The sequence below is a fragment of the Brevundimonas sp. P2_A6 genome (genome assembly GCF_056404975.1).
Window position 1 is genome coordinate 1 of sequence record NZ_JBFUCZ010000006.1, and the last position, 12446, is coordinate 12446.

Below are 12446 nucleotides of genomic sequence, written 5' to 3' on the forward strand. Positions count from 1 at the left end.
GGGGCAGTCGACGTGGGCATAGTGACGGTTGGCCGTCTCATATTCCACGTGCGCGGTGTTGATCGTGATGCCGCGGGCCTTTTCTTCGGGCGCAGCATCGATGTCGGCATAGGCCATCGCCTTGGCCCCACCGGCCTTGGCCAGCGTCATCGTGATCGCCGCCGTCAGCGTCGTCTTGCCGTGGTCCACGTGACCGATCGTGCCGATGTTGCAATGCGGCTTGTTACGTTCGAACTTTTCCTTGGCCATGGCCAAACTCCTGATGGCCCTGGCCCAGAACGGGTGTGGGGGCGCTGTGTGCGATCAAAAACCTGGAGCGGGTAGACGGAATCGAACCGACATATTCAGCTTGGAAGGCTGCTGTATTACCATTATACTATACCCGCACGAAAACCACGGCAGTCCCTTGTTTTTGCAAGGAAATGTCCGCAGCGATCCCTTTTCTTCGCTCTGGTTCGCCGTGTCGAAACCGCGTGGTGGGGGAAGCAGGACTCGAACCTGCGAAGCTTACGCAGGGGATTTACAGTCCCCCCCCTTTGCCGCTCGGGACATTCCCCCAGCGCGTTTTCGAACCGTCGAACCCTGACCCGAAACCTGTCTTTCGACCGGTGTCGGAACAAAAGGCTTCAAGGTCGGGACACGCCTGAGATAGAGGGAGCGCCAGACCCGAAAGCCCTAGGGCTCCAAATCGGAGGGCGTCTTATAGTGTCGAGAAATCCAGAACGCAACGACCGGAAATCGGGCAAAAAAGGGCCGGTGAAACCGGTCTTCAATCCCCGCTCGGGCGACGCTTCAGCGGGTCCGAAGCCCGGCGGCTGGAACCCCAACCCGCCCGCCAAGGCCTTCTCGTCGGCAGCCCCGCGTCCCGGTCGGGGCAAGGTCGATGCCGACGGCTTCTTGTGGGGACGTCATCCCGTGCTGGCGGCCCTGGCCAACCCGGCGCGCAAGGGCATGGGCCGTCTGTTGGCGACCGCCGACCGGGCCGCCGAGATCGAGCGCGAGGCCGCCGTGCACGCCCACAAGATCGAGGTCATGGACGCCCAGACGCTGGAGCGGATGCTGCCCGCCGGGGCCGTGCACCAGGGTCTGGCCTTCAAGGTCCAGCCCCTGGAGGGCGTCGCCCTCGAAGACCTCGCCGAGCCCGCCGAGGGAATCATCGTCATGCTGGACCAGCTGACCGATCCCCAGAACGTCGGGGCCATCTTCCGCTCGGCGCTGGCGTTCGGCGCGCGCGGCATCGTGGTGCAGGACCGCCATTCCCCGGTGCTGGCCGGCGCGCTGGCCAAGGCCGCCGCCGGGGCGACCGAGCGCCTGCCCTGCGCCCGCGTCACCAACCTGTCCCGCGCCCTGGAACGCCTCGCCGACCTCGGCTGGCGCGCCGTGGGTCTGGACGGAGCTTCGGACGAACTGCTGGAGAATGCCCTGGACCACCGTCCGACCGTCCTGGTCATGGGGTCGGAAGGCGACGGCATCCGCCGCCTGGTCGCCGAGCACTGCGACGTGCTGGCGAAGATTCCCATGCCCGGCGGCTTCGAAAGCCTGAACGTGTCTAACGCGGCGGCCGTCGCCCTGTACGAGGCGACCCGGAAGCAACGAGCCTAGCCGTCTCCTCCCCATTCGCTGTGCGAACGGGGAGGAGACTTGGCGGTGACGCCCCTCCCCGCTAGAGACCGCCCCATGGAATTCCTCAGCTCCCCCGAACTCGCCAGCCAGCTGTCCGCCCTGGGCAAGGTGTTGGCCATCGATCTGGTGCTCGCGGGCGACAACGCCGTGGCCGTGGGTCTGGCCGCCGCTGCCCTGCCGCAGGAGCTGCGTCGCAAGGCGATCCTGGTGGGTCTGGCCGCCGCCGTCGTGCTGCGGATCGTCTTCGCCCTGGTTACCGTCCAGCTGCTGGCCATCGTCGGCCTGCTGATCGCGGGCGGGGTGCTGCTGCTCTGGGTCTGCTGGAAGATGTGGCGCGAACTTCAGGAGGCCGCCACCCACGATCAGGCCGAGGCCCAGGCGGAACTGGAACTCGCCCTGGCCATCGAACATGGCAAGGGTCCATCCCCCGAGGAAATGGGCCTGAAGCGCAAGAGCTTCGGCGCCGCCCTGATCCAGATCCTGATCGCCGACGTCACCATGTCGCTGGACAACGTGCTGGCCGTCGCCGGGGCCGCCCACGATCACCCCTGGATCATGGTCTTCGGCCTGATCCTGTCGATCGGCCTGATGGGCGTGGCCGCGACCTATATCGCCAAGCTGCTGAGCAAATACCGCTGGATCGGCTACGTCGGCCTGGTCATCGTGCTGTATGTCGCCATCCACATGATCTGGGACGGCTATCGCTCGACCGTCGTGCGGACCTTGTCCGTCGAACAGCACAATGCCTCCGCCCCCGCCTTCCTCGATGTCACCGCCGAGGAGGTCCAGAAGGGCTGCAAGCCCGAGGTCGGTCAGAAGCTGACGGTCTGTCTGGCGCAAAAGGCGATCGCCAAGCCTGACGCGGCCTGACGACAGGGTTCCTCCCGCTATCGTCCGATCGGCTCGCCGCCTAGGGTCACCCGAATCGACATGACCGGGATCGCTCCGGTCGTCAGACTGCGGAGTTCGCGATGAGCCTGATGCTTCTGTCCCTGCTGGTCGCCGGACCGATCGCGGCTTCGGCAGAGCCCACGCCCGTCGTCGTTCAGGACCGCGCCCCGGTGCGCGATGTCGCCGTCGGCAATCCCCTGCGGCCCGTGCTGCTGGATGTCCTGCGCGAGACCATCGCCGACGACCTGGGCCAGCCGGTCCAGTTCGTGGTCGACACCCTGCGCGCCGAAGACGAGAACTGGGCCTTCTACGCCGGTCAGATCCAGCAACCGAACGGCCGTCCCATCGACTTCAGCCACACCCGTTATGCCGAAGCGATCGAAGCGCAGATGTTCGACGGACCGACCGTCTTTGCCCTGTTCAGCTACAATAACGGCCAATGGCGCGTCGTGACATTCGTCGTCGGCCCGACCGATGTCGCCTATGCGGGCTGGGCCGAGGAATACAACGCCCCGGCCGCCCTGTTCGAGTAGGTCAGTCCGCCCCGCCGAACCGTTCCGACCATTCCGCCACCTGGCTGTCCTCGATCTTCCGGAACAGTACCTCGGCCGAGGCCACCGCCTGACCGCGCGGCAGACGGTCCAGCAACGCCTCGCCCGCCGATGGCCATGACAGGTCCGTCTCACCGACCGTGGCCGCGATCGTCGGGGCGGTGAAGGGCATGACCGGCGCGGCCAGCCGGGCGAACAGGGCAACCAGGTTCAGGCCGGTGCGCACCCCCACGGCCGACCGTTCGACGTCCGTCTTGAACGCGGTCCAGGGCGCGGCCTCCTGCAGATATTCGTTGCCCAGCACCCAGACGGCGCGCAGGGCGACGCAGGCCTTCCTGAACTCCATCGCTTCGAAAGCGGCCGTCGCCTCGGCGATGCCGGCCGCCACGTCGGCCTCCAGCTTGGCCTCCAGCGGCCCGGGCTCGCCCCCGTCCGGCACCACGCCGCCGAACTTCGATTCCGAGAACTTGACGATCCGGTTGACGAAGTTCCCCAGCACATCGGCCAGGTCCTTGTTCGTCGTCGACTGGAACTGCTCCCAGGTAAAGGCCGCGTCCGACCCCTCCGGCCCATAGGCCGTCAGGTGCCAGCGCCAGTAGTCGGCGGGCAGGATCTCCAGCGCCTGGTCCATGAACACGCCCCGCTTTTGCGAGGTCGAGAATTTCCCGCCGTACCAGTTCAGCCAGTTGAAGGCCTTCAGCGTGTCGACCGTCTTCCAGGGCTCGCCCGATCCCAGGATCGTCGCGGGGAACGACACGGTGTGGAACGCAACATTGTCCTTGCCCATGAACTGGACATAGCGGACATCGTCCGCGCCCTCGTCCAGCCGCCACCAGTCGCGCCAGGTCCGGCCGTTCGCCTCGGCCCACTCCTCGGTCGCGCCGATGTATTCGATGGGGGCGTCGAACCAGACGTAGAAGACCTTGCCCTCCATGCCCGGGCGCGGCCCGCCGTCGGGACCGACCACCGGCACGCCCCACTTCAGGTCGCGCGTGATCCCCCGGTCGATCAGCCCCTCGTCCAGGTGCTTCAGCGCGATCGATTTCGCCAGGGTCTGCCAGTCGGTCTTGGATTCGATCCAGCCCCGGATCCGGTCCTCGATCTTCGTCTGAAGCAGGTACAGGTGGCGGGTGTCGCGCACCTCCAGATTGGTCGAGCCCGACACCGCCGAATAGGGCGCGATCAGGTCGGTCGGGTCCAGCAACCGCCCGCAGTTGTCGCACTGATCACCGCGCGCGCCGACATGGCCACAGTGCGGGCAGGTGCCCTCGACATAGCGGTCCGGCAGGAACCGCGCGTCGTCGATCGAATAGACCATCCGGTCCACCCGCTCCTCGATCAGGCCGTTCTTCTCCAGCACATGGGCAAAATGCTGCGTCAGCCGCCGGTTCGGCTCGCGCGACGACCGGCCGAACCAGTCATAGCTCAGGCCGAACGCCTCGCCCGCCGCCTTCTGGATCTCGTGCTGCTCGTCGCAATAGGTCTGGACGTCCTGACCGGCGGCGGCGGCGGCCAGTTCGGCCGGGGTCCCATGCTCGTCGGTGGCGCAGATATACAGGACCTCATGGCCCTGCCCTCGCTTGAACCGGGCGAACACGTCCGCCGGCAGCATCGACCCCGCCAGATTCCCCAGGTGCTTGATGCCGTTGATGTAGGGCAGCGCCGAGGTGATCAGGATGCGGGGCATGGGTGTCCGGGGAGTCAGGGGAGCGGACGGATATAGGGCGATGCGGCGTCGCCGTCACCCTTGGCGACCTTTGTCTAGGACGCTTTACATTTTGCCGTTTGAATGTATAGGATGCTTTACATCTTGAACGCTTGGTCACGGGACCGGGCAAGAACGGAGCAGGAAAATGTCGCGTGGATTGGGCTGGATGCTCGGAGGGATCTTTGCCGGTTTCGGCGTGCTGTTTCTGACCCTCTGGCGATCGGAGGACTCGATGAGCATAGTGGCGGTCATGTTCGCAGTCTCCTCGGTGATGTTCGCCACCACCGAGGCCACGCAGAAACGCAAAGCTCCCTGCCCCGACAAGACTGCGGATCAGGCCTCGGCGGACTGAAGTCTCTTCGCGATCCGCACGAACCGGCCGGTCAAAAGGCTCGCCGACACCAGGCTGGCGATGATCACGGCCCAGACCAGGCCGTCGACGCCGATGCGGTGCGCCAGCACCCAGCCCAGCGGCATCATCACCGCTCCGTATGAGAAGAAGTGCATGATGGTCGGCCACCAGACGTCGCCGGCCGCGCGGTTGGCCTGTGACGCCACCACCTGGATGCCGTCGGCGACGAAGAACAGGCTGGCCAGGACCAGGGCCGGCACGGCGATCGCCGCCAGCATCGGATCGCGATTGTAGGCGGCGATCAGCAGCGGTGCCGTCGGCCACACCACCAGCGCGACGACCAGGGTCAGCACCGCGATCGTCCCGATCCCCACCAGGCCGTTCCTCAACACGCCGCGCGAATCCTTGGCCCCATAGGCCCGCCCGACCAGCACCGCCGTCGCCGCCGACAGTCCCATCGGCACCATGAAGACGATGGCCGAGATGTTCAGCACGATGGCCCAGGCCGCCGTCTGGGCGGTGCCCAACTGCCCGGCGATGAAGGTCATCAGGGCAAAGGCCCCGACCTCGATGAAATAGGACGCGCCCGACCCGGCCCCGATCCTGACCTGCTCGCGCTCGGCCGGCGGGTCCTTGGGCGGCCGGTTGAACACCCCCAGCGCCCGCGCCTCGGGCAGGCGCGCGATATAGATCACCAGGAACACCCCCAGCGAGGTCCGTGCCGCGAACGTCGCCCAGGCGGAGGCCTCCGCCCCGTGCACACCCAGCCCCAGGATGTCGGGCACCAGCAGCAGGTTGAAGGCCAGGTTCACCGCATTGGCCACCCACATCGCCACCATCCCCGGCTTGGGCTTGCCCAGCGCCTCAAGAAAGAACTGGCAGGCGACCGAGATCAGATATCCGGGCATCCCGAGCGCGAAGACGATCAACGCCGGCCGCGCCCCCTCCCCCAGCCCGTCGGCCAGGTTCAGCTGCGTCAGCGCCCACGGCCCCACGACGATCAGGGCGATCATCGCTGCGACCCCCAGCTGCAAGGCATAGCTCAGCCCTCGCCGCAGCACCGCCCCCGCCTCGTCGCGGCGTCCCTCGCCGATGCGCCGCGCGGTCATGACCTGCACGCCCAGCAGCAGCCCCACCGCCGTCGTCACCATGATCGAGGTCGGGGCCAGGGCCAGCGAGCTGTAGGCCAGCTCCCGGCTGGAATAGTTGCCGACCACGATCGCGTCGGTCAGCCCCATGGTCATGATGCCGATCCGCGCCAGCACCACCGGCCAGGCCAGCGTCAGCAGCTCGCGCGTCGCGGCTCGGGTGGAGGGGGAGAGCATGGGATTGGGGACTAGGGACTAGGGATAAGGGATTGGGCAGAGCGTCGCCCGGCCGACGGGCGCGTCTCATCTCACATTCGGACCCGTTCGCTAACCCCAGTCCCCCTAATCCCTAATCCCTAATCCCTATCCCCTAATCCCACTACCACGCCCCCATCTCCCGCAACTGCTTGGCCAGATCCTCCGGCATGTCGCCTGCATCCAGCGACGACAGGTCCGGCGGCGCGTCCTTGGGCTCCAGATAGCGCCAGCCCTGGAAAGGCCGCCTCGCCTGCGGGGCCGTGCGGACCACCTCGGGCGACAGCTTGATCAGGCACATCGACGCCTTGCCCTCGCCCCGCGTCGAGATATCCAGGATCGGCATCCGGCACGTCACCGACCCCTTCATGACCCAGAAAATCGAACCCCCATCTTCCAGCTCGGTCGCCCGCTTGGGCGTCATCCGTGTATTGACCGTCAGCCAGTCGCCCTTGGCCGCCCGCCGTTCCAGCGTCTCGACCTTGGCGACACCGACGCAGAGCTTGATCATGTGGAGGGGCATGAGTGAGCTTCTACGTTGATCCCTCTCCCGTTGGGAGAGGGCTTGAGCGCCCGAGAGCGCAGCGATCGGCCTTGCGCAAAAGGGTGAGGGTCGGGTGCCAACCTTCGCCGTTAGGCGTTCCCCGATCCAATGCGACGGCCTACGCCGACGGACGGGCCCGGCCCTCACCCTTTCGCCTGACCCATCGCTTCGCTCTGGGGGGCTCAAGCCCTCTCCCCATGGGAGAGGGGCGAGTTGGACTCATCTATTACGTCAGAAGCCAAGCCTAACGCGTTGAACGGGCGAATTTGCACTCGTTGGACTCGGTACCACTGGAGTCCAATCCGCTCAGCCCTTGGCCTCTACCACCGCCAGCACCGCGTCCGCCGCCACCTGGTCCCCGACGGCGAAGGCCACCTCGCCCACCACCCCGTCGAACGGCGCGTTGAGCGCATGCTCCATCTTCATGGCCTCCAGCACGATGACCGGCTGCCCCTTGACCACCACATCCCCCGCCTTCGCCGGCGTCGCCACGATCTTGCCCGGCATCGGCGCGCGGAGAGAGCCGTCGGAGGCGGGGCCTGCTGCGTTCGTGTCGGGCTTGAAAGGCAACGCAGAAATGGCGAGGCCTCTGTCAAAGACCACGTCCGCAGTGCCCACGCCACCTAGCCGGTATCCGAACAAATGCCCGCCTGGTTCAACAGACAGTTTGGATCGGATCTTCTGGTGTCGGTTGCCTGGGGTCTTGGCGACAACGAAGGACTGGTCGCCAACCGTGGCGTCGTAAGTCCAGCTTTCGGTGCCGGCCGACAGGCTGACAATGAACTTCTCGCCCAGCGCAACGAGAGCAACTGCTGACGACGGCTTCGCATTCAGGCGAAACCCAAACATCTGATCAAGGCGGGTTTCCCAAGCCTCTGTCCCCTCCCGCTTGGAGAAATCCCAGACGATGTTCTCGGTAACGAGGGTCGATGCGGCTGCAACGGCGGCAGGGGAAATCCCGGGGACCAGCCCCCCCTCCTCCGCCCCGATGAACCCCGTATCCACATCCCCGGCCACGAAGCGCGGATGCTCCAGGCACCGCACCAGGAACCCGGCGTTGGTCCGCACCGGCCACACCTCGACCGACCCGCAGGCTTCCGCCAGCCCCTCGACCGCCGCCTTCCGCGTATCCGAGTGGACGATCAGCTTGGCGATCATCGGGTCGTAGAACTGGCTGACCTCGCCACCCTGCTCCACGCCCGTGTCGATCCGCACCCCGTCCGGCAGGACGAAATGCTCCAGCCTGCCGATGCTCGGCAGGAAGCCGTTCGCCGGATCCTCGGCATACAGCCGCGCCTCCATGGCCCAGCCGTTGATCGACAACTGGTCCTGTTTCAAAGGCACCGGCTCGCCCGCCGCCGCCCGGAACTGCCATTCGACCAGGTCGACGCCGGTGATGGCCTCGGTCACCGGGTGTTCGACCTGCAGCCGGGTGTTCATCTCCATGAACCAGATGCGGTCGGCCCGCAGGCCCTCGGTCCCGTCGGCGATGAACTCGATGGTCCCCGCCCCGACGTAGTTCACGGCCTTCGCCGCCTTGACCGCCGCCGCCGTGACCGCCGCCCGCGTCGCTGCATCCATGCCAGGGGCCGGGGCCTCTTCGATCACCTTCTGGTGGCGGCGCTGCAGCGAGCAGTCGCGTTCGAACAGGTGCACGACCTCGCCGTGGCTGTCACCGAACACCTGAACCTCGATATGGCGCGGCGACAGGATGTATTTCTCGATCAGCACCCGGTCGTCGCCAAAGCTCGACGCCGCTTCCCGCCGGCACGACCCCAGCGCATCCAGGAAGGCCTCGGCCGCATCGACCCGCCGCATCCCCTTGCCGCCGCCGCCCGCCACCGCCTTGATCAGGACGGGGTAGCCGATAGCGTCCGCCTCGGCCTTCAGCCGCTCCGGCGACTGGTCCTCGCCCATGTAGCCTGGCGTCACGGGAACCCCCGCCTCGACCATCAGTTTCTTGGCCGCGTCCTTCAGCCCCATGGCCCGGATCGCGGCCGGCGGCGCGCCGATCCAGGTGATGCCAGCCGCCATCACGGCCTCGGCGAACTCGGCGTTCTCGCTCAGGAAGCCGTATCCGGGATGGATCGCCTCCGCCCCCGTCGCCTTCGCCGCCGCCAGCACCCTGGCCTGGTCCAGATAGCTCTCCCGCGCCGCTGCCGGCCCGATCAGCACCGCCTCGTCGGCCTCACGCACATGCAATGCCTTGGCGTCGGCCTCGGAATAGACGGCGATGGTGCGGATGCCCATCCGCTTGGCGGTGCGGAAAACGCGACAGGCGATCTCGCCACGATTGGCGACCAGGACGGATGTGAACATGGCACCTCCCTACCCCTTCTCCCCTTGCGGGAGAAGGTGCCCCGGAGGGGCGGATGAGGGGTACGAGGACCCAGACGAGATGAGGCGAGCAGGCGATCACCGGTCATACCGGGAGTCACCCCTCATCCGACCTTGCTGCGCTCGCCACCTTCTCCCGCAAGGGGAGAAGGAACTTCCTACTCCGCCCAGCTCGGGCTGCGCTTCTCCAGAAAGGCCAGCACGCCCTCCTGCCCTTCCTTGGACACCCGCGCCCTGGCGATGCGGCGGGCCGTGTCCTCCATCAGGCCGCGATCGACCTTCTGCCCGACCAGGTCGTTGACCAGTCGCTTGGCCTCGCCCATCGCGGCGGGCGCGTTCCGGCTCAGGCTGTCGGTCATCATCGACACGAACTCGTCCATCGACCCCTCGGGCAGGACCATGTCGATGATCCCGGCATGGGCCGCATAGTCGGCGTCGAAGATGTTGGCCGTCAGGAACAGCTGTTTGGCCCGCCGCGCGCCGACCGCCTCGATCACATAGGGGGCGATGGTCGCCGGAATCAGCCCCAGCTTGACCTCCGAGAACGCGAACCGCGTCCCCTCGACCGCCACCGCCATGTCGCAGGCGCAGACGATCCCCGCCCCGCCGCCCATGGCCGCGCCCTCGACCAGGGCGACCGTCAGGGCCGGAATGTCGTGCAGGGCCTTCAGCATCTTGGCCAGCATCATGGCGTCGTCGCGGTTGTCGCTCTCGGACCAACCGGCGGCGTCCCGCATCCAGCCCAGGTCCGCGCCCGCGCTGAACGTCCCGCCCGCGCCCCGGATGAAGACCGCCCGCACCCTGTCGGCCCCGTGCAGGGTCTCGAACGCCTCGTGCAAGGCGGCGATGGTCGCGGCGTCGAAGGCGTTCTTCTTGGCCGGCCGGTTGATGGTGATGAAGACCACCCCGTCGGTCGTCGAATCGATCTGCACCAGATCGTCGTTCGCATCCGGTGCCGGATCGGGCACCAGCGGCTGGGCGATCGAGTTGATCTCGGCTGCCTCGGCATCGGTGATGTCCAGGGCGTTCAGGTCGTTTTCGGTGGGGTCGGCCATGGTGGTCTCCTGCGGCTGTCGCCCTATAACGCGTCTGGGGCCGAACGGAACATGGAGACGACGCCATGGCGACCAGCACGACCGACCGCGTCCGCCGCATGAGCGTGGCCAGCGTCCACGTCCATTATGTCGCCAAGGCCGAGCGGAAGGGCCGCACGCGGGCGGAGGTCGACCAGGTCATCCGCTGGCTCACGGGCTATTCGCAAGGTCGGCTGGAGGCCCTGCTCGCGGCCGGAACGGACTTCGAGACCTTCTTCGCCGAGGCCCCGGCCATGAACCCGAACCGCTTCCTGATCACCGGCATGATCTGCGGTCACCGGGTCGAGGCGATCGAGGACCCGTTCATGCGCGAGGTCCGCCATCTCGACAAGCTGGTCGACGAGGTGGCCAAGGGCCGGGCGATGGAGAAGATTCTCCGGGCACCCATCGCCTGATCACATGCGGAAGATGCCGAACGTCGTGTTCTCGATCGGCGCGTTCAAACTCGCAGAGATCGCCAGACCGAGCACGTCCCGCGTCTGGGCCGGGTCGATGATGCCGTCGTCCCACAGGCGAGCGGTGGCGTAGTAGGGATTGCCCTCGTCCTCGTACTTCTGGCGGACCGGGGCCTTGAAGGCCTCCGCCTGTTCGGGGGTCCAGGTGTCGGCGTCGCGGTGGACGGTGGCCAGCACGGCGGCCGCCTGCTCACCGCCCATGACGCTGATCCGACTGTTCGGCCAGGTGAACAGGAAGCGCGGCGAATAGGCCCGGCCGCACATGCCGTAGTTGCCGGCACCAAAGCTGCCGCCGATCAGCACGGTGAACTTGGGCACATTGGCCGAGGCGACGGCCGTCACCAGCTTGGCGCCATCTTTCGCGATCCCGCCCGCCTCATACTTCCCGCCCACCATGAAGCCGCTGATGTTCTGCAGGAACACCAGCGGGATCTTCCGCTTGCAGGCCAGTTCGATGAAGTGCGCCCCCTTCAGCGCGCTCTCCGAGAACAGCACCCCGTTGTTGGCCAGGATGGCGACCGGATAGCCCCAGATGCGGGCGAAGCCGCAGACCAGGGTGGTGCCATACAGCGCCTTGAACTCCTCGAACTCCGAGCCGTCCACGACCCGCGCGATCACCTCGCGCACGTCATAGGGCGCGCGCACGTCGTCGGGGATCAGGCCGTACAGCTCGTCCGCGTCGAAGGCCGGGGCGCGCGGCTCGCGCACATCCAGATCGACCCGTTTCACGCTGTTCAGATGGCCGACGATGCCCCGCACGATCTCCAGCGCGTGCTCGTCGTTCTCGGCGACATAGTCGACCACGCCGGACTTGCGCCCATGGGTCTCGGCCCCGCCCAGCTCCTCGGCCGAGATGACCTCGCCGGTCGCGGCCTTCACCAGCGGCGGCCCGGCCAGGAAGATGGTGCCCTGATTGCGGACGATGACCGTCTCGTCCGACATGGCGGGCACATAGGCTCCGCCCGCCGTGCACGATCCCATCACGCAGGCGATCTGGGGGATGCCCTGCGCCGACATCCGGGCCTGATTGAAGAAGATGCGGCCGAAATGGTCGCGGTCGGGGAAGACCTCGGCCTGGTGCGGCAGGTTGGCCCCACCGGAATCGACCAGATAGACGCACGGCAGGTTGTTCTGCTCGGCAATTTCCTGCGCCCGCAGGTGCTTCTTCACCGTCATCGGGAAGTATGCGCCCCCCTTCACCGTCGGATCGTTGGCGACGATCATGACCTCGCGGCCGGACACCCGTCCCACGCCACAGATCATGCCCGCGCCCGGAGCCTCATCGCCATACATGCCGTTCGCGGCCAGCTGGCCGATCTCCAGAAACGGCGAGCCGGGGTCCAGCAATCGTTCGACCCGGTCCCTCGGCAACAGCTTGCCGCGCGCCACATGCCGCTCCCGACTGGCGTCCGACCCGCCCCGGCCCGCCCTGGCCACGCGCTCGCGCAGCTCGGTGTTCAGGGCGGTGTTGTGGGCGTGCAGCGCCTTGAACGCGGCGCTGTTGGAATCGATGGACGAGGTCAGCTTCGGCATGGGGGTGGTTTACGA

The 12446-nt window shown here is 67.0% G+C and carries 12 protein-coding genes and 2 tRNA genes; 5 read left to right on the forward strand and 9 right to left on the reverse strand.

What is annotated here, in order from left to right; genetic code table 11:
- The 3 genes from AC1DW4_RS13050 to AC1DW4_RS13060 all read right to left on the reverse strand — a co-directional run.
- On the reverse strand, nucleotides 1-249 hold a 249-nt coding region (locus AC1DW4_RS13050; protein WP_246347506.1), incomplete at its 3' end, for a GTP-binding protein.
- Nucleotides 250-312: 63 nt separating this feature from the next.
- Nucleotides 313-386, reverse strand: a tRNA-Gly gene (locus tag AC1DW4_RS13055).
- 88 nt (nucleotides 387-474) lie between these two features.
- Nucleotides 475-558: transfer RNA gene (locus AC1DW4_RS13060), tRNA-Tyr, on the reverse strand.
- A gap of 147 nt (nucleotides 559-705) precedes the next feature.
- Here AC1DW4_RS13060 and rlmB point away from each other — a divergent pair.
- The 3 genes from rlmB (at nucleotide 706) to AC1DW4_RS13075 (ending at nucleotide 3047) form a co-directional block, all read left to right on the forward strand.
- The gene (gene rlmB / locus AC1DW4_RS13065; protein WP_477017703.1) at nucleotides 706-1602 is read left to right on the forward strand and encodes a 23S rRNA (guanosine(2251)-2'-O)-methyltransferase RlmB; all 897 of its coding nucleotides are present in this window, start codon (nucleotides 706-708) and stop codon (nucleotides 1600-1602) included.
- Nucleotides 1603-1677: 75 nt separating this feature from the next.
- Nucleotides 1678-2493: a TerC family protein gene (locus tag AC1DW4_RS13070; protein WP_477017704.1), complete on the forward strand. Its 816-nt coding sequence runs from the start codon at nucleotides 1678-1680 to the stop codon at nucleotides 2491-2493.
- 101 nt (nucleotides 2494-2594) lie between these two features.
- Nucleotides 2595-3047: a hypothetical protein gene (locus tag AC1DW4_RS13075; RefSeq protein ID WP_477017705.1), complete on the forward strand. Its 453-nt coding sequence runs from the start codon at nucleotides 2595-2597 to the stop codon at nucleotides 3045-3047.
- 1 nt (nucleotide 3048) lies between these two features.
- On the opposite strand, the gene metG is transcribed toward AC1DW4_RS13075, so the two are convergent.
- On the reverse strand, nucleotides 3049-4752 hold the full coding sequence (gene metG, locus AC1DW4_RS13080; protein WP_477017706.1) for a methionine--tRNA ligase: 1704 nt from the start codon (nucleotides 4750-4752) through the stop codon (nucleotides 3049-3051).
- A gap of 166 nt (nucleotides 4753-4918) precedes the next feature.
- Between metG and AC1DW4_RS13085 the strand changes: the two genes are divergently transcribed.
- Nucleotides 4919-5125, forward strand: a complete 207-nt coding sequence (locus AC1DW4_RS13085) for a hypothetical protein (RefSeq protein ID WP_477017707.1) — start codon at nucleotides 4919-4921, stop codon at nucleotides 5123-5125.
- Here the strand turns inward: AC1DW4_RS13085 and AC1DW4_RS13090 are convergent.
- From AC1DW4_RS13090 to AC1DW4_RS13105, 4 genes are all read right to left on the reverse strand, one after another.
- The gene (locus AC1DW4_RS13090; RefSeq protein WP_477017708.1) at nucleotides 5107-6450 is read right to left on the reverse strand and encodes an MATE family efflux transporter; all 1344 of its coding nucleotides are present in this window, start codon (nucleotides 6448-6450) and stop codon (nucleotides 5107-5109) included. The genes AC1DW4_RS13085 and AC1DW4_RS13090 overlap by 19 nt on opposite strands.
- Nucleotides 6451-6592: 142 nt before the next feature.
- The gene (locus AC1DW4_RS13095; protein ID WP_477017709.1) at nucleotides 6593-6991 is read right to left on the reverse strand and encodes a DUF1489 family protein; all 399 of its coding nucleotides are present in this window, start codon (nucleotides 6989-6991) and stop codon (nucleotides 6593-6595) included.
- Nucleotides 6992-7318: 327 nt separating this feature from the next.
- Nucleotides 7319-9331, reverse strand: coding sequence for an acetyl/propionyl/methylcrotonyl-CoA carboxylase subunit alpha (locus AC1DW4_RS13100; protein ID WP_477017710.1), 2013 nt, complete (start codon nucleotides 9329-9331; stop codon nucleotides 7319-7321).
- Between the two features lie 176 nt (nucleotides 9332-9507).
- Entirely contained in the window at nucleotides 9508-10404 is an 897-nt protein-coding gene (locus AC1DW4_RS13105) for an enoyl-CoA hydratase-related protein (RefSeq protein WP_477017711.1), read from the reverse strand.
- Nucleotides 10405-10469: 65 nt separating this feature from the next.
- Here AC1DW4_RS13105 and AC1DW4_RS13110 point away from each other — a divergent pair, with 65 nt between their 5' ends.
- Nucleotides 10470-10838 carry a DUF2200 domain-containing protein gene (locus AC1DW4_RS13110; protein WP_477017712.1) on the forward strand — a complete coding sequence of 123 codons (369 nt, stop codon included), beginning with the start codon at nucleotides 10470-10472 and terminating at the stop codon, nucleotides 10836-10838.
- On the opposite strand, the gene AC1DW4_RS13115 is transcribed toward AC1DW4_RS13110, so the two are convergent.
- Nucleotides 10839-12431 carry a carboxyl transferase domain-containing protein gene (locus tag AC1DW4_RS13115; RefSeq protein WP_477017713.1) on the reverse strand — a complete coding sequence of 531 codons (1593 nt, stop codon included), beginning with the start codon at nucleotides 12429-12431 and terminating at the stop codon, nucleotides 10839-10841.
- Nucleotides 12432-12446 lie beyond the last annotated feature (15 nt).